This window comes from Nonomuraea sp. NPDC003560, from assembly GCF_042878785.1.
In the GTDB taxonomy this organism is placed as follows: Bacteria; Actinomycetota; Actinomycetes; order Streptosporangiales; family Streptosporangiaceae; genus Nonomuraea.
Genome location: NZ_JBIAOF010000003.1, coordinates 840,280 through 856,422, shown reverse-complemented (window position 1 = coordinate 856,422; position 16,143 = coordinate 840,280). Strand labels below are relative to the sequence as shown.

At 72.0% G+C, this 16,143-nt stretch carries 13 protein-coding genes; 5 read left to right on the top strand and 8 right to left on the bottom strand.

What is annotated here, in order from left to right; all coding sequences use genetic code 11:
• Positions 1-57 precede the first annotated feature (57 nt).
• The 4 genes from ACFYUV_RS14810 to ACFYUV_RS14795 form a co-directional block, all read right to left on the bottom strand.
• Complete coding sequence (locus tag ACFYUV_RS14810; RefSeq protein ID WP_352361855.1) at positions 58-489, bottom strand: MarR family transcriptional regulator; 432 nt, start codon at positions 487-489, stop codon at positions 58-60.
• A 116-nt stretch (positions 490-605) separates the two neighbouring features.
• A complete protein-coding gene (locus ACFYUV_RS14805; protein WP_387668934.1) occupies positions 606-1,115 on the bottom strand; it encodes a methylated-DNA--[protein]-cysteine S-methyltransferase in 510 nt (169 codons plus the stop codon).
• Complete coding sequence (locus ACFYUV_RS14800) at positions 1,112-2,515, bottom strand: AlkA N-terminal domain-containing protein (RefSeq protein ID WP_358282535.1); 1,404 nt, start codon at positions 2,513-2,515, stop codon at positions 1,112-1,114. The genes ACFYUV_RS14805 and ACFYUV_RS14800 overlap by 4 nt, the downstream gene beginning before the upstream one ends.
• A 77-nt stretch (positions 2,516-2,592) precedes the next feature.
• Positions 2,593-3,819, bottom strand: a complete 1,227-nt coding sequence (locus tag ACFYUV_RS14795; RefSeq protein ID WP_387668931.1) for an MFS transporter — start codon at positions 3,817-3,819, stop codon at positions 2,593-2,595.
• Between the two features lie 90 nt (positions 3,820-3,909).
• Here ACFYUV_RS14795 and ACFYUV_RS14790 point away from each other — a divergent pair, with 90 nt between their 5' ends.
• Positions 3,910-4,908, top strand: a complete 999-nt coding sequence (locus ACFYUV_RS14790) for a DUF5937 family protein (protein ID WP_387668929.1) — start codon at positions 3,910-3,912, stop codon at positions 4,906-4,908.
• Here ACFYUV_RS14790 and ACFYUV_RS14785 read toward each other — a convergent pair.
• The 3 genes from ACFYUV_RS14785 to ACFYUV_RS14775 all read right to left on the bottom strand — a co-directional run bounded on the left by ACFYUV_RS14785 (position 4,866) and on the right by ACFYUV_RS14775 (position 7,701).
• Positions 4,866-5,807: an NYN domain-containing protein gene (locus tag ACFYUV_RS14785; RefSeq protein WP_352361843.1), complete on the bottom strand. Its 942-nt coding sequence runs from the start codon at positions 5,805-5,807 to the stop codon at positions 4,866-4,868. The two genes, ACFYUV_RS14790 and ACFYUV_RS14785, sit on opposite strands and share 43 nt — an antisense overlap.
• A gap of 107 nt (positions 5,808-5,914) precedes the next feature.
• Positions 5,915-6,115 carry an acyl-CoA carboxylase subunit epsilon gene (locus ACFYUV_RS14780; RefSeq protein ID WP_352361841.1) on the bottom strand — a complete coding sequence of 67 codons (201 nt, stop codon included), beginning with the start codon at positions 6,113-6,115 and terminating at the stop codon, positions 5,915-5,917.
• Positions 6,112-7,701, bottom strand: coding sequence for an acyl-CoA carboxylase subunit beta (locus ACFYUV_RS14775; RefSeq protein ID WP_364325929.1), 1,590 nt, complete (start codon positions 7,699-7,701; stop codon positions 6,112-6,114). The genes ACFYUV_RS14780 and ACFYUV_RS14775 overlap by 4 nt, the downstream gene beginning before the upstream one ends.
• 36 nt (positions 7,702-7,737) lie before the next feature.
• Here ACFYUV_RS14775 and ACFYUV_RS14770 point away from each other — a divergent pair, with 36 nt between their 5' ends.
• The 3 genes from ACFYUV_RS14770 (at position 7,738) to ACFYUV_RS14760 (ending at position 13,048) form a co-directional block, all read left to right on the top strand.
• Positions 7,738-8,607, top strand: coding sequence for an ABC transporter ATP-binding protein (locus tag ACFYUV_RS14770; RefSeq protein ID WP_387668924.1), 870 nt, complete (start codon positions 7,738-7,740; stop codon positions 8,605-8,607).
• Entirely contained in the window at positions 8,604-10,256 is a 1,653-nt protein-coding gene (locus tag ACFYUV_RS14765; RefSeq protein WP_387668921.1) for a hypothetical protein, read from the top strand. Before ACFYUV_RS14770 ends, ACFYUV_RS14765 begins: the two co-directional genes overlap by 4 nt.
• A gap of 215 nt (positions 10,257-10,471) precedes the next feature.
• Complete coding sequence (locus ACFYUV_RS14760) at positions 10,472-13,048, top strand: phosphoenolpyruvate carboxylase (RefSeq protein ID WP_387669271.1); 2,577 nt, start codon at positions 10,472-10,474, stop codon at positions 13,046-13,048.
• A 50-nt stretch (positions 13,049-13,098) separates the two neighbouring features.
• On the opposite strand, the gene ACFYUV_RS14755 is transcribed toward ACFYUV_RS14760, so the two are convergent.
• Entirely contained in the window at positions 13,099-14,178 is a 1,080-nt protein-coding gene (locus ACFYUV_RS14755; protein ID WP_387668919.1) for an epoxide hydrolase family protein, read from the bottom strand.
• Between the two features lie 159 nt (positions 14,179-14,337).
• Here ACFYUV_RS14755 and ACFYUV_RS14750 point away from each other — a divergent pair, with 159 nt between their 5' ends.
• Positions 14,338-16,137 carry a hypothetical protein gene (locus ACFYUV_RS14750; RefSeq protein WP_387668917.1) on the top strand — a complete coding sequence of 600 codons (1,800 nt, stop codon included), beginning with the start codon at positions 14,338-14,340 and terminating at the stop codon, positions 16,135-16,137.
• Positions 16,138-16,143: the final 6 nt, after the last annotated feature.

Below are 16,143 nucleotides of genomic sequence, written 5' to 3'. Positions count from 1 at the left end.
GAGCGGGGCGATCACCGGTGCCGGCGGGCCTGGGCGATCAACCGCGGCCGGGCGGGCCTAGGCGATCACCGCGGCCAGCGGTGCCAGCTCGGGCTGCTCGGCCGCCTCCGCCAGCACCTCCTTCAGCACGGTGTCGTGCGTCGGGCCCGCCGCGGTCAGCAGATCGCGGCCGTCGGGGGTGACCTCGGAGTAGATGCCGCGCCGGTCGTCCTCGCACAGGTAGCGCTTGAGCAGGCCGCGCTTCTCCAGCCGGGTGACCAGCCGGGTCGTGGCGCTCTGGCTGAGCACGACCGCGCGGGCGAGCTGCTGCATGCGCATGTGCCAGCCGTCCTGGCGGGCCAGGGCGTCGAGCACCGTGTACTCGCTCACGCTCAGGCCGTGCGCCTTCTGCAGCGCCTTCTCCAGCCTGTCCTCGATCTTCGCGTGCAGGGCGGCGAGGGTGCGCCACCCCTGGGCACGCGCCTCCACGGCGTCGTCGGCCAGAGGCATGTGAACCCCCTCCTCGTGCTCGTGTCAACGATTAGCAAGCGTATGCAAATGATGCCTACGCCGTCTAACGTCGCATGAGCCCCATTCTATGCCGCCAACCCCGCCACCCGGCTCGGCTAGGAGATCGGCTTTTGTCCGCTTTCGTGGGCGAGGAGCCATTCCTTGACCGGGACGCCGTAGTAGTAGCCGCCGTAGCCGCCCGTGCTGGGCAGGACGCGGTGGCAGGGGACGAAGGGGGCGATGAGGTTCTGGGCGCAGGCGGAGCCGGCGGCGCGGGCGGCGGTACGGGGGAGGCCGGCGGCCTGGGCCAGCTCGGCGTACGAGACCGTCGTCCCCGCGCGGACCTCGCGCAGCGCTTCGTGCAGGCGCTTGCGGGTGGGGGAGCCGGGCTGCGAGACCGGGACGGCGTCCAGGGCGTCGAGGTCGCCGTCGAAGTAGGCCCGGACGGCTTCGGCGGGGGCGCCGAGGTCGTCCACCACGTCGAGACCCTCCGCCTGCAGGGCCGGGGTGAGGCGGACGAACATCTCCGCCGGGTCGGCCGTGAAGCCGCCCGCGACGAGGACGCCCTCGCGGGTGAGCAGCGAGAGCGAGCCGATCGGCGTCGGCAGGACCTGGGCGGTGATCATGAAGAGCTCCAGAGGTGCAGGGCGGCGTAGGCCCGCCAGGGCCGCCACCGTTCGATGTGGTCGTCGGGGATGCCCAGGGCGGCCATGCGCTTGTTCAGCACGAGGTCGCCCGTGGGCCAGGCGTCGGGGTCGCGCAGCGCGCGCAGCGCGATGTAGCTGGCCGTCCAGGGGCCGATGCCGGGCACCTTCAGCAGCTCGGACCCGGCCTCGGCCGGGTCCTGGCCGCCGTCGAGGTCGATGTCGCCGTCGGCGACCCGGCCCGCCAGGTCGGCGAGGGTGGCGATCCTGCGGTTGGTCAGGCCGAGGCCCGTCAGGTCGGCCTCCCGCAGCTCGGCCGCGGTGGGGAAGAGCGGGCCGCCGGTCCTGGCGACGATGCGGCCGAGCAGCGTACGGGCTCCGGCGACCGAGATCTGCTGGCCGACCACCGCGCGTACGGCCAGCTCGAAGCCGTCGAACGTGCCCGGCACCCGCAGTCCGGGCCGGGCCTCGACGAGCGGGGCCAGCGAGGTCTGGCCGAGCGCCTCGGCGATGGCGTCGGGGTCGGCGTCCAGGTCGAGCAGGCGGCGGCAGCGGGCGACGATGCGGGCGAGCTGCCGGGTGTCGGCCAGGGCCACGTCGAGCGCGATGTGGTCCGGCCGGGGGGTGAGCGTGATCGTCCCGCCCGGCACGGCCCTGGAGTACGACTCCGGGCCCGCGACCTCAAGGCCGGGGATGGCGCGGGAGGTCAGGAACCCGAACACACCCGCCACGTCGTACGGCTCGCGGCGGTGCAGCCGCAGCCTCAGCGTGACCGGCCCGGCGGCCTCGGGCTCGGGCGGCGCCGCCGGACGTCCGGCCGTGGCGCGCAGCTCGCTGGGCGTGAAGCCGTACGTCTCCCGCATCGTGGCGTTGAACTGCCGCACGCTGCCGAACCCGGCCGCGAACGCCACCTCGGTGACCGGCAGCCCGGTCTCCGTCAGCAGCTGCTTGGCCAGCAGGAGCCGCTTGGTGCGGGCCACGGCCAGCGGCCCGACGCCCAGCTCGGCCACGAACAGCCGGTGCAGGTGGCGTTCGGTGATGTGCAGCCGGCGGGCGAGCCCGGCCACGCCGCGCTCGTCGGCGGCTCCGTCGTCGATCAGCCGCAGGGCCCGGCCGATGAGGTCGCCGCGCAGGTCCCAGCCGGGATCGCCGGGCGACAGCTCGGGACGGCAGCGTTTGCACGGCCGGAACCCGGCCGCCTCGGCCGAGGCCGCGTGCCGGTAGAAGCGCACGTTCCTGGAGGAGGGGGTACGCGCCGGGCAGATCGGCCGGCAGTAGATGCGCGTGGTCGTCACCGCGGTGTAGAAGCGCCCGTCGAACCGGGAGTCCCTGGCGGAGACCGCCCGGTAACAGGAGTCGAAGTCGAGCTCTAGGGGTGACATGCCCCCGAGACTATGCGCGGGCCGCGGGTGCCGACCGGCGGAAATCGGACCTCATCATGAAAACGCAGGTCAGCAGGTCAGTACGGCCGATCGGCGGTATTCGGACCTGATCGGCGAAGGGCTGAGAAGTGGATCGGCAGCCAGCTCACGGCCATGATCACCGCACCCGCCCAGAGCGGCGCGCGCACCCCCCACACCTCGCCGAGCAGCCCGGCCAGCAGCCCGCCGAGGCCGACCGCGCCCATCAGCAGCAGCCGCATGGTGGCCGTCATCCGGCCGAGCAGGTGGTCCGGCGTGACCCGCTGCCGCATGCTGACCAGCAGCACGTTGTTCACCCCGGTACGGAACGTCAGCACGAACCACGCCGCCGTCGCGGCCCACAACCACGGCCCGGCGTCGAGGAGCGGGATCACCAGCGCGGCCGGGGCGGTGGCCAGACTGACCAGCCACACCGCGCGGCCCGTCCCGAAGCGCCGGCCGAGCAGATGGGCCGACGACGACCCGGCGAGCACACCGAGCCCGCCCACCGCCAGGTACGCCCCGAACACCCACTCCGGATAGCCGAGCCGCCCGACGATGAGCACCGGCAGCAGGACCGAGCAGAGCGGGAACGCCAGGTTCGCCATCGTGCCCTGGACCAGGGCCGCGACCAGCACCCGGTTGCCGAGGATGAATCGCACGCCCGCCGCGATCCGGGCCCGCAGGGACTCGGCTGCCTCCGGCGAGCCGTCCCCGGCAAGGGCCGGTTCGGGGACGCCGCGCAGCCAGGCCGCCGACCACAGGTAGCTCAGCGCGTCCAGCAGCACGGCCAGCGGCGCGCCCACGACCTGGGCCAGCACCCCGGCGAGGCTGCGCCCGGCGACGTCCATGCCCGCGGCCGTGCCCACCAGCAGCGAGTTGGCCGACGTCAGCCGTTCGCGCCCGACCAGCCCCGGCACGATGCTCATGGACGCCACGTCGAACAGCAGCGACCCGGCCCCCACGAGCACCGTCACCACGTAGAGCTGCGCCATGGACAACGTCCCGGCCCACCAGGCCGCCGGCACCGACAGCAGCGCCACGGCCCGTGCGGCGTCCATCGCGATCATCAGGCGGCGCCGCCGGACGCGGTCCACCCACGCCCCGGCGGGCAGTCCGATCACCAGGGCCGTGAGCGTGGCGAGCGCCGAGAGCAGCCCGACCTCGCCCGCGCCCGCCCCGAGGGCGGTCACGGCGAGCAGGGGGAGGGCGACGTAGGTGATCTGGCTGCCGAGCTGGCTGACCGCGCCGGCGACGAACAGGTTGCGGAACGCGCGAAGCCGCAAGAGAGGAGCTTCCACCAAGGTTGCTGACATGTCGGCAGGATGCTGAAATGTCGGGCAAGGCCGCTATCGATTAAGTGACAAGCAAATTCAATGACCCTCGACCTGACGTTCACCGCCCACGACCTCGCCAACATCCGCTTCGCCGTCTCCCCGCTCGGCGAGGTCGTGGCCAGCGCACGGGTGGTGAAGAACCCGGCCGCGCACCCGCTCCTGCGTCCCTGGGCCGACCAGGTGCGCCGCCGCCTCCAGGACGTGGACTGGCGGCTGCTGTCCGACCTGGTCCCGGTGCCGACCATCTCCATCGCGGGCTTCACCTGCACCCCGCCCTCGACGTCCATGCCGGACCTGGAGCTGGAACTCGCCACGATGCGGGGCGCGGCCGCCCGGGTGCGCACGGATCTGGACCACATCGGCGGTCCCCGGACGAAACGGGTGCAGGCCCTCTACGACGACCCGGAGCAGGGCCTCGAACGCCTGGCCACCGAGGTGGCCGGTTACTGGGAGGCGGCGATGGCGCCGTACTGGCCGCGGATCAGGTCGCTGCTGGAGGGCGAGATCCTGCACCGCGCCCGGCTGCTGGCCGAGGGCGGCGCCCAGCGCATGCTGGCCGACCTCGACGACACCGTCACCTGGGACGACGGCACGCTGCGGCTGGAGCACCGGTACGTGTCCGGCCGCCGGTCACTGAGAGGGCTCGGGCTGCTGCTGGTGCCGTGCGTGTTCGCCTGGCCGCGGGTCCTGTCGGTCACGACGCCGCCGTACCAGCCGACTGTGCGCTACGCGCCGCGCGGCATCGCGACGCTCTGGGAGCGCCGCGAGGTGGACCCGCCCGAGGCGCTGGCCGCCGTGCTCGGCAGGACGCGCGCCCGGCTGCTGGCCGAGCTGGACCAGCCCGCCTCGACGCGTGACCTCGCCCAGCGCGCCGGGCTCTCTGAGCCCGGCGTCAACCAGCACCTGACGGCGCTGCGCAAGGCCGGCCTGTGCACCGCGCACCGCACCGGCCGGTACGTGCTCTACGCCCGCACGGCGGTCGCCGAGACGCTGCTCTACTTGGAGGAGACCCCCACCCCCAGGTCGAACTCGCGGTAGACGCGCGCCCAGAACCCGTCGCGCAGCCAGACCCGGGCCTCCGGGTAAGGCCGCAGCGAGTGCCCGAGCTCCTTCTCCGCCTCGATCAGCAGCTCGGTGTCGATCACCGTCGGCAGGATCGGGCCGGGCAGCAGGTCGCGGATGTTGTCGCGGCCGCGGGTGAGTATCCACTTCTGGGCGACGTGCTCGCCGACGTCCTCCACGCGCGGACGGCTGGGCCCCAGCTTGGCGACCTGGCCGGGCTTGGCGTGCGGCTTGACCGGCGCGCGCCCGGCGAACACCTGGGCGGGCGAGGGAGCCGTGACGGGCGGGGTGACGGCGACCGGCTGCGGAGCGCGACTGAAAAACGGTCTCAGGAAATCGGCGGAGATCACTTCCACCGTGTCGGACTCCCACACCAGGCGCTCGGCCTGGTTGGTGCCGTAGGGCGGCTCGACGCCCCACAGGTGGATGCGCACGCCGTAAGCCTGCGCCGCCTCGACCGCCGGAACCATGTCCTCATCGCCCGCCAGCAGGATCGTGTCGGTCACCGCGTGATGCCGGGCGAGCGCCTCCAGGTCGCTCCTGATCTGCGCGTCGACGCCCTTCTGCTGGCCGCGGGCGTTGAGGTTGCCGAGGCGCACCTTGACCCATGGAAGCTGGGCGATGACACGCTGATCGACGGTCGGCACACGGTCGCGGGCGGCGTCATACCAATAGATCCGCAGAAGTTCGCCGGAAATACGTTCCTCTGCATGTTTCTGTAGACTCTGGATGAGCTCATCGGCGGCCACCCGATATTCCTTGCGTTCCTTCGCGCCGAGCAGCACCTCACCTGCCGCAGCGTAGAGATAACCGACATCCACTAGGACGGCGTACTTGGCTGCCACAGGATGCGGCATGAGGTCTGGGATGGCCATGTCGTCCTCCAGGCCGCGGTGTTAGTTGATCGGCTGACTATATACGCCTACTTTCTCTAGATAGTCCCAACTCCCGGGGAACTTGACACCCGATTCCCGGGATCTATCTAGGGTAGTGCGCTCATCCGCCAAGCCGCCTTCCCCGGCAGGCCAGGGTTACGCATACCTCTGGCGGGGTTTCGCCATGTTTGTCTACGGGGTCTCTCGGGTTCGGCGTACGAGCTCCGCCGCGTGGCGAGCACGGCCACCACGGCCGCGATCTCCTCGGGCGTGGCGTCGCCGCGGACTATGCGCAGGTGGTCGCTCATAGAGGAATGTTCCCATGCTTCTTCGGCGGCAGCGAGGCTCTCTTGTTACGCAACGCGCGAAGTGCCCGGACAACTTGCGGCCGGGTTTCGGACGGCCGAATCACCGAGTCCACATAGCCGCGTTCGGCCGCGATGTACGGATTGGCCAAAGTGTCCTCGTACTCGGTGACGAGCCGGGCGCGCTCGGCGTCGGGGTCGTCGGAGGCCGCCAGTTCGCGCCGGTAGAGGATGTTGACCGCGCCCTGCGCGCCCATGACCGCGATCTGGGCGGTGGGCCAGGCGAGGTTGACGTCCGCGCCGAGGTGCTTGGAGCCCATGACGTCGTACGCGCCGCCGTACGCCTTGCGGGTGATGACCGTGACCAGCGGGACCGTGGCCTCGGCGTAGGCGTACAGGAGCTTGGCGCCGCGGCGGATGATTCCGTTCCATTCCTGATCGGTGCCGGGGAGGAATCCCGGTACATCAACAAAAGTCAGGATCGGAATATTAAAGGCATCACAAGTTCGAATAAATCTGGCGGCCTTCTCGGAGGCGTCGATATCCAGACATCCGGCGAAATGCATCGGTTGGTTGGCGACGACCCCGACCGGCTGGCCGTCCACGCGGCCGTAGCCGACCACGATGTTCGGCGCGAACAGCGCGTGGACCTCCAGGAACTCCCCGTCGTCGAGCACGTGCTCGATCACCTGGTGCATGTCGTACGGCTGGTTGGGGGAGTCGGGGATCACCAGGTCGAGCTCGGGGTCGGGCTCCAGGTCGGCGGCGGCGGCGAAGGCCGGTGGCTCGTCCAGGTTGTTGGAGGGCAGGTAGGACAGCAGCGCCTTGACGTAGTCGAGGGCGTCCTCCTCGTCGGCGGCCTGGTAGTGGGCCACGCCCGACTTCGTGTTGTGCGCGCGGGCCCCGCCCAGCTCCTCGAACGTGACCTCCTCGCCGGTCACCGTCTTGATCACGTCGGGGCCCGTGATGAACATGTGGGACGTCTGGTCCACCATCACCACGAAGTCGGTCAGGGCGGGCGAGTAGACGTGTCCGCCCGCCGCGGCGCCCATGATGAGCGAGATCTGCGGGATCACGCCGGAGGCGTGCACGTTCCGCTTGAAGATCTCCGCGTAGAGGCCGAGCGCGACCACGCCCTCCTGGATGCGCGCGCCGCCGCCCTCGTTGATGCCGATGATCGGGCAGCCGGTCTTGAGCGCCAGGTCGATCACCTTGACGATCTTCTCGCCGTACACCTCGCCGAGGGAGCCGCCGAAGACCGTGACGTCCTGGGAGAACACGCAGACCTGGCGGCCGTCGATCGTGCCGTGGCCGGTGATGACGCCGTCGCCGTACGGACGCCGCTTCTCCAGCCCGAACATCGTGGACCGGTGGCGGGCGAACTCGTCGAACTCCACGAACGAGCCCTCGTCGAGCAGCGCGAGCACCCGCTCGCGCGCGGTCATCTTGCCCTTGGCGTGCTGTTTGTCCACCGCCGACGACGAGCCGGCGTGCACGGCCTCGTCGAGTCTTCGCTCCAGGTCGGCGATCTTGCCCGCGGTGGTGTGGATGTCCGGCATCTCCGGCATGGGATCGGCGGCTGCGCTCATGCGCGTTAGGCTAACCCGTCCTCCTAGAGTGGATCCATGACGGATGCGGTTCGCTCCCACGGCCTGTACAAGCGCTACGGCGCGCAGGTCGCGGTGGCCGGGGTCGACCTCGTGGTCCCGGCGGGCAGCTTCGCGGGCCTGGTCGGTCCCAACGGGGCCGGCAAGACCACCACGCTGAGCATGATCACGGGCCTGCTGCGGCCCGACGGCGGCCAGGCCGCGATCGACGGGTTCGACGTCTGGCGCGACCCGGTCGCCGTCAAGGCGCGCATCGGCGTGCTGCCCGAGGGGCTGCGGCTGTTCGAGCGGCTGTCGGGCCGCGAGCTGCTGCTCTACAACGGCCGGCTGCGCGGCATCCCCAAGGCCGACGTCGAACAGCGCGCGGGCGAGCTGCTCGACGTCATGGACCTGACCGGGGCCGCCGACAAGCTCGTCGTCGACTACTCCACCGGCATGCGCAAGAAGATCGGGCTGGCCGCCGCGCTGCTGCACAACCCGTCCGTGCTCTTCCTCGACGAGCCGTTCGAGGGGGTCGACCCGGTCAGCTCCAACACCCTGACCGAGGTGCTGCGGCGTTTCACCGCCTCCGGCTCGACGGTCATCTTCTCCAGCCACGTCATGGACCTCGTCGAGCGGCTGTGCGACTGGGTGTCGGTGATGAGCGGCGGCCACATCGTCGCCCAGGGGCCGCTGGAGCAGGTGCGCGGCGGCTCCAGCCTCAACGAGGCGTTCATGCGGCTGGTCGGCGGCGCCTCCCGCGCTCACGGCGAGGCCGGGCTGAGCTGGCTCGGCGCCCGCCCCGGCAACCAGCCCCCGACCGCACCCCCGGCCATGCCCCCGGCCGCACCCCCGGCCATGCCCCCGACCGTGCCCCCGGCCGCCGCCGCGCCCCAGGACACGCCGTGAGCGCCGCCGGGAAGGCTCCGGGGAGCCCCGGCGGGGCCGTCCCGGACAGAGCCGCCGGGGCGTCCGCCGTCACGGGGTCGCCCATGGCGACGGCCGCGCTGTTCGCGCGGCTCAAGCTGCGCCTGATGGCCGGCAACCTGCGCGGCGACGTGCAGCGCAAGCTCGGCTTCGTCTTCACCCTGCTCGCCGCGGCCGGCCTGGCCGTGCTCGGGTTCCTGCTGATGAGCCTGCTCAGGCTGGCGCCCTCCGACGTCGCCGCCGAGCTGGTGATCGTCGCGTTCGCGTTCTTCCTGGTGAGCTGGATGATCGTGCCGCTGCTGGCGTTCGGGCTCGACGACACGCTCGACCCGGCGCGGCTGTCGCTGTTCCCGCTGCGTACGCGCGAGCTGGCCGTCGGGCTGTTCACCGCGTCCGCGACGGGCGCGTGGCCGCTGGCGATGCTGGTCGTCACGGCCGGCGCGCTGGTCGGGCTGCCCACGGGCATCGGGGGCGTGCTGCTCGGCGTGCCCGCGGTGCTGCTGCAGTTCGCGCTCTGCGTGGTCACCTCGCGGCTGATCACCACCGCGCTGTCCGGGGCGCTGCGCAGCCGGCGCGGGCGTGACGTGCTGGCCGTGGCCGCCCTGTTCGTGGTGCTGCTGGCCCAGCTGCCCAACCTGCTGATGAACCGCGGTCTCGGCGACCCCGCCGCGATCCTCCACCGGCTGGCCGGCGTCCTGCGCTGGACGCCCCCGGGCATGGCCGCGCACGCCATGGCCGACGGCGGCCTGGTCGGCGTGGCGGAGCTGGCCGCCGTCGCGGTGCTGGTCGTGGTGGTCGCCTGGCTGTGGATCAAGGCGCTCGGCCGGGCCCTGGTCTCGCCGGACGCCTCGACGCAGGCGGCCTCCGTCCGCCGGGAGCGCGGCCTGGCCGACCGGCTCCTGCCCGACGGGCCGCTGGCGGCCGTGGTGACCAAGGAGCTGAAGTACATCAGGCGGGAGCCGAGGTTCCGCGTGGGCTGGTTCTCGTCGGTCGTGGTGACCGTCGTCCTGGCGTTCTCGCTGAACAACAGCACCGGCGGGCAGGCGGGGGCGGTGCTGCCGGTGCTGATCACCGGAATGGGCGCGCTGATGATCTCGTTGCAGTCGGGCAACGCGTTCGGCATCGACGGGCGTTCCCTGTGGATGAACGCCGTGGCCTTCGGCTCGGAGGAGGACCTGCGCCGTGACCTGGCGGGCCGCCACCTGGCCAACATCCTGGTCGCCGCGCCGCTGCTGCTGCTCGTGGCGGTGGTGGCGGCGTTCCTCACCGGCAGCCAGGAGGCCGTCGTGCCGGCGTTCCTGACCGGGCTGGGCGCCCTCGGCGTCGGGCTCGGGGTCGGCTCGGTGACCAGCGTGACGATCCCGTACACGCTGCCCGAGCGGATGAACGCCTTCAGCGGCGCCGCGCCCGGCCAGGGCGGTCAGGCGTTCGCGTCGTCGATCGGGGCGATGCTCGGGATCGCGCTGATGTCGCTGCCGATCGTGCTGCCGCTGGCGTTCGGGCTGATGTGGGTGTCGGTGCTCGCGCCCTTCTACGGCCTGCTGATCGAGGTGCTCGGCAGACGCCTCGCAGGCAAGATCGGCTTCCCCCGCCTCCCGGAGCTGCTGGCGGCGGTGTCCAAGGCGAACTGACTGGCCTCACTCCGTGAGGCCGGCTCGGTCGCCAGATGCCGCCAGCTTCCCCCGCTCTGGTCGCTGCGCTCCCGCCGCTCCTCCAGGTGACGGCGCTCCCTCGCGGTGGTCTAGTCCAATGGGCGAGACCGCCATGCGGTCGCCGAAAGTGAGTCGATACCCTTCGAAGCATGATTGACCAGGGGCTCGAGCGTCGTAGTGCCGCCGTGACCGAGATGCCTGACGAGCTGCGCCACGACGTGCGCATGCTCGGCAAGCTGCTCGGCCAGGTGATCGCCGAACAAGGTGGCGAAGACCTGCTGGCCGACGTCGAACGGTTGCGCAAAGCCGTCATCGCGGCGCGCAGAGGCGAGATTTCCGCCGACGAGATCACCGAAATGGTCGCCGGATGGGAGATCGAGCGGGCGGTCGCGGTCGCCCGCGCGTTCACCTGCTACTTCCACCTGGCGAACCTGGCCGAGGAGCACTACCGGATCCGCACGCTGCGCGAGCGCGACGCCGAGGGGAGGGTGCAGCGGGAGTCGCTGGCGCAGGCCGTCCACGAGCTCGGCGAGGAGCGCGTGAGCGAGCTGTTGCAGGGGCTGGAGCTGCACCCGGTGCTGACCGCGCACCCCACCGAGGCGCGCAGGCGCGCGGTCGTCACCGCCATCCAGCGCATCAGCGGCCAGCTCACCGAGTACAACGCGCCCGGGCGCGGCGCGTCCGAGCGCGCCGAGAGCAGGCGCCGCCTGCTGGAGGAGATCGACCTGCTGTGGCGGACGGCCCAGCTGCGCTCCACCAAGCTCGACCCGCTCGACGAGGTGCGCACCGCCATGGCCGCCTTCGACGAGACGCTGTTCCGCATGGTGCCCCAGGTCTACCGCTCGCTCGACGCGGCGCTCGACGCGGGCACCGGCACCCGTCCGCCGCTGGCCAGGCCCTTCATCCGCTACGGAAGCTGGATCGGCGGCGACCGCGACGGCAACCCCAACGTCACCGCCAAGGTCACCCGGGACACGATCCAGATCCAGTCCGAGCACGTGCTGACCGCCCTGGAGACGGCGTGCACGCGCATCGCCCGCACGCTGACCGCCTCCGCCCAGTTCTCGCCCTGCTCGGCCGAGCTGAAGGGCGCGCTGGCCGCGGCCGTCGACGCGCACCCCGAGCTGGTCTCCGAGCTGGCCACCCGGTCGCCGCGCGAGCCGCACCGCCAGTGGCTGCTGTACGTGGCCGCCCGCATCGCCGCCACCCGCCGCCGCGACCTCGACCTCGCCTACCGGGCGCCCGCCGAGCTGCTGGCCGACCTGCGGCTGGTGCAGGAGTCGCTGGCGGGCAGCGCGCCGCGGCAGGCGTACGGGGAGCTGCAGCACCTCGTCTGGCAGGTCGAGACGTTCGGCTTCCACCTGGCCGAGCTGGAGGTGCGCCAGCACTCCCAGGTGCACGCGGCGGCCCTGGAGGAGATCAGGGCCGGCGGCGAGCTGTCGGAGCGCACCGAGGAGGTGCTGGCCACGATCCGGGTGATCGCCTGGATCCAGGAGCGGTTCGGCGTCACGGCCTGCTCCCGCTACGTGGTCTCCTTCACCCGTTCGGCCGACGACATCGCGGCCGTCTACGAGCTGGCCGGGCACGCCCTGGGCGACCGGGCGCCGGTGCTCGACGTGGTGCCGCTGTTCGAGTCCGGCCAGGACCTGGCGAACTCGCCGCGCGTGCTGAGCGGCATGCTGGAGATCCCGCAGATCCAGGACCGCCTGGCCGCGACCGGCCGGCGCATGGAGATCATGCTCGGCTACTCCGACTCGGCCAAGGAGCTGGGCCCGGCGGCCGCCACCCTCCGCCTCTACGAGGCGCAGGAGGAGCTGACCGTGTGGGCCCATGAGCACGACGTCAAGCTGCGCATGTTCCACGGCCGCGGCGGCGCGCTCGGCCGCGGCGGCGGCCCGGCCAACCGGGCGGTGCTGGCGCAGGCGCCCGGCTCGGTCGCGGGCCGCTTCAAGGTCACCGAGCAGGGCGAGGTCATCTTCGCTCGTTACGGGCACATCGCCATCGCCCGCCGCCATCTGGAGCAGGTCACCAACGCCGTGCTGCTGGCCTCCTCGCCCACGGTCGGCGCCCGTACGGCGGCCGCCGCCGAGCGGTTCCGCGGCCTGGCCCAGCAGGTGGCCACGGCCTCGGAGGAGGCCTACCGGGCGCTCACCGAGGCCCCCGGGTTCCCCGAGTGGTTCGCGCTGGTCAGCCCGCTGGAGGAGATCGGCTCGCTGCGGCTCGGCTCCCGTCCGGCCCGCCGTGGCCTTGGGGCGCCGCGCTCGCTGGACGACCTGCGGGCCATCCCGTGGGTGTTCGCCTGGGCCCAGACCCGGGTCAACCTGCCCGGCTGGTACGGCCTGGGCACCGGCCTGGCCGCCGTCGGCTCCCTCGACGAGCTGCGCGCGGCCTACGCCGAATGGCCGCTGTTCAACGCGATGCTGGACAACGCCGAGATGTCGCTGGCCAAGACCGACCGGTCGATCGCCAAGCGCTACCTGGCGCTCGGCGGCCGCGACGACTTCGCCCGCCAGGTGCTGGAGGAGTACGACCGCACCCGCGAGCTGGTGCTGCGGGTGACCGGCCACACGCGGCTGCTGGAGAACCGCAAGGTGCTCTCGCGGGCCGTGCAGCTGCGCGACCCGTACGTCGACGCGCTGTCGCACCTGCAGCTGCGGGCGCTGCGCGCGATGCGCACCGAGGACCTGTCGGAGCAGGAGCGCGAGCGGCTGTCCACGCTGCTGCTGCTGTCGGTCAACGGCGTGGCCGCCGGCCTGCAGAACACGGGCTGAACACGCGCGGACGGCCCGGCGGAGGGCCGGGCCGTCCGAAGCGCGCGGAATCAGCGCAGGCTGTCGAAGAAGGCCGTGATGTCGGAGGTGAGCGCCTCCGTGGCGGTGTGGGCCGTGTAGTGGCCGCGGGCGGGGGCGGGCAGGGTCTTCCACGAGACGATGCCGTGGTGGTCGCGCTCGGCGAAGCGGCGGATCGACGTGAAGTCGCCCTCGGCCATGGCCAGCGCGGTCGGGGTGGTCGTCGGCTCCTGCGGCTGCTCCATGCGGGCGTTCTCCCAGTAGAGCCGCAGGGCCGAGCCGGCGGTGCCGGTGAACCAGTGGATCGAGGCGTTGAGCAGCACGAAGTCGTCGTCCAGGTCCTCGTCGAAGAGCTGGGCGAGCCAGCCGACGAGCCCGGCGGGGGAGTCGGCGAGGGCGTGCGCGAGCGTCTGCGGCTGCTGCGACTGCAGGACGTTGAACGCGCCCTTCTCCTTCCAGAACCAGTCGAGCACGGCCAGCCCGGCCTGGTCCTCCTCGCTCAGGTCGGCGAACTCGGCCGGGTCGCCGGAGGGGAAGGAGAACAGCTGGGTGACGTGCACGCCGACGACGTGCTCGGCGTCGATCCGGCCCAGCTCGGGGGAGATCATCGAGCCGCCGTCGTTGCCGACGGCGCCGTAGCGCTCGTAGCCGAGGCGGGCCATCAGCTCGGCCCAGGCCCCGGCGATGCGCCGGTTGTTCCAGCCGAGCTCCTTGGTCGGGCCGGAGAAGCCGAAGCCGGGCAGCGACGGGACGACCACGTGGAAGTGGCGCGACAGCGGCTCGATCGCGTCGAGGTACTCGGCGACGGTGCCGGGCCAGCCGTGGGTGAGGATCAGCGGCAGGGCGTCGGGGTTGTCGGAGCGTACGTGGATGAAGTGGATGTTCTGCCCGTCGATCTCCGTGGTGAACTGCGGGTGGGCGTTGAGCCTGGCCTCCTGGGCGCGCCAGTCGAAGCCGGACTGCCAGTGGGCCACCAGGCGCTTGACCCGCTCGACGCCCACGCCCTGGTCGGCGCCCGGGATCTCGTCGGCGAAGCGGGTCAGCGCCAGCCGGGCCCGCAGGTCGTCGAGGTCGGCCTGGGAGATCTCGATGCGGAACGGGCGGATGCTCATGAGGGGTCCTCTCTACCGAAGAAGCGGAACGGTTTGTTCTGTTCCAACTATATCAGAACGGAACGCTTCATTCCACAACTGTCACAAGGCGGTTCCAAGTGACCTCCAAGGATCACTGAGCAGCATGGGGGCTTTGACGAGCCAGAAAGGGACCCCCTCATGAAAAGGACAGCTTTGCTGCTGGGCGCGGTGATGCTCGGCAGCCTGCTGGCCGCTCCTCCGGCCCTGGCCGCCGCCGCCCCGGCGACCTCGGTGACCCGGGTCAGGGCCGTTCCCGCCGGTCAGGCGGGCGAGTGCCCCACGACCGTGGCCTTCTCCGCCACCGTGGCCGCCAAGGGCAAGGGCACCGTGCGGTACCGCTGGGTACGCGGTGACCGCAGCAAGAGCGCCATCAGGAGCTTCCGCGTCAACGGCGCGCGCAAGGTCGTCGTGAGGGACCGCCAGACCTTCGACCGCGACACGACCGGCTGGCAGGCCGTCGAGGTGCTCGGCCGGCGCGGCCTGTCGGCCAAGGCCCGCTTCCGCGTCGCCTGCGCCGGAGCCCCGCAGCGGTACGACGTGGTCAACCCGCTGCCCGCCCAGCCGGACAAGCCGCTTGAGGCGGCCGCGAGCGTGCAGGCGAGCCCGCCCCGCCAGGACGGCCACTGCCCGGCCACCGTGACGTTCACCGCGACCATCCAGGTCTCGCGCACCCCCGCCAAGGTCGGCTACCAGTGGATCGACAGCGCCACGGGCGAGGGCGCGGTGGAGTCGCTGTACTTCGCCGCCGGCGCCCCGCGCAGCAGGCTGGTCACGCTGCCGCTGTCCGTGGGCACCTCCACCGCGGGCTGGAAGTCGGTACGGATCCTCAACGCCGGCGGGCACGACTCCGCGCGGGCGTCGTACGAGGTGACCTGCCGCGCCACGCCGGGCCCCAAGCCCACCACGACGCCCACCAGCACGCCCACCCCGACGCCGACGACCTCCCCGACGCCCACCCCGACCACGACCACGGAGCCCCCGGCGCAGCAGCCGCAGGCGGCGATCAGCGCCCTGACGCCCGGCGACTACGAGGGCTACTGCGACGAGCCCATCGCCTACCAGGCCACCGGCCGCATCACCCTCCCGGCGGGCCCGGCCGCCAGCGTCGGCTACTGGTGGACCCTCGACGGCACCGAGTGGCAGCATCAGACCGTCAGCTTCCCGGCCGGCACCCAGCCCAGGTCGCAGGACGTCACCGCCGCCTGGAGCCTCGACCAGTCGAAGACCGGCTCCCACAAGCTGGCCCTGACCACCCAGCCCGCCGCGGCCCAGGCCGCCGAGCGCACGTTCGCCCTGTCCTGCACGACCGACCCCGACCCGGCCAAGCTGGCCATCCCCTACCTGCTGACGCCCGTCTACCGGGGCGACTGCACCGGCTCCATCGGCATGCGGGCCGACGCCCGGATCACCACCGACCGCCAGGCCGAGGTCCGCTACCGCGTCGTCGTGGACGGCAAGCCCGGCCCGGTCAGGACGCAGGAGGCCAAGCCCGACAGGGCCCAGATGATCGGCGACCTGTTCTACATCTCCCCGAAGGCCAGCGGAAGCGGTGTGATCCGCATCGAAGTGCTGAACCACAACAAGCTGGTCAGGGAGAGGCCGTACACGGTGACCTGCGTGCCGGTGGACCCGTCGCCGGGCACGGTGCGGATCAGCGAGTTCCGGCCGGTCCACTACTTCGGCGACTGCGCCGAGGCCCCGTACGTGACCGCCCACGGCGCCTTCCGCGCCGCGCCGGACACCGAGATCACCTGGCGCTGGGTCATCGACGGCAAGCCCACGGAGCCGGCCACGTACAAGACCAACTCCGGCGGTCTGCTCCAGGTGCAGGCGGCCAACTGGCACCGGGACACGAAGACCTCCGGCGTGGTCCGGCTGGAGGTGCTGAACCACAACAAGCCGGCCGTCGAAGGCACCTATCCGGTGACCTGCGAATAAACCTCA

Excerpts from the sequence above, each read along its gene's own strand:
- ACFYUV_RS14770 (WP_387668924.1), top strand. The coding sequence starts at position 7,738 with ATGACGGATGCGGTTCGCTCCCACGGCCTGTACAAGCGCTACGGCGCG.
- ACFYUV_RS14810 (WP_352361855.1), bottom strand. The coding sequence starts at position 489 with ATGCCTCTGGCCGACGACGCCGTGGAGGCGCGTGCCCAGGGGTGGCGC.
- ACFYUV_RS14790 (WP_387668929.1), top strand. The coding sequence starts at position 3,910 with ATGACCCTCGACCTGACGTTCACCGCCCACGACCTCGCCAACATCCGC.
- ACFYUV_RS14750 (WP_387668917.1), top strand. The coding sequence starts at position 14,338 with ATGAAAAGGACAGCTTTGCTGCTGGGCGCGGTGATGCTCGGCAGCCTG.
- ACFYUV_RS14780 (WP_352361841.1), bottom strand. The coding sequence starts at position 6,115 with ATGAGCGACCACCTGCGCATAGTCCGCGGCGACGCCACGCCCGAGGAG.
- ACFYUV_RS14785 (WP_352361843.1), bottom strand. The coding sequence starts at position 5,807 with ATGGCCATCCCAGACCTCATGCCGCATCCTGTGGCAGCCAAGTACGCC.
- ACFYUV_RS14800 (WP_358282535.1), bottom strand. The coding sequence starts at position 2,515 with ATGTCACCCCTAGAGCTCGACTTCGACTCCTGTTACCGGGCGGTCTCC.
- ACFYUV_RS14775 (WP_364325929.1), bottom strand. The coding sequence starts at position 7,701 with ATGAGCGCAGCCGCCGATCCCATGCCGGAGATGCCGGACATCCACACC.
- ACFYUV_RS14755 (WP_387668919.1), bottom strand. The coding sequence starts at position 14,178 with ATGAGCATCCGCCCGTTCCGCATCGAGATCTCCCAGGCCGACCTCGAC.
- ACFYUV_RS14760 (WP_387669271.1), top strand. The coding sequence starts at position 10,472 with ATGCCTGACGAGCTGCGCCACGACGTGCGCATGCTCGGCAAGCTGCTC.
- ACFYUV_RS14805 (WP_387668934.1), bottom strand. The coding sequence starts at position 1,115 with ATGATCACCGCCCAGGTCCTGCCGACGCCGATCGGCTCGCTCTCGCTG.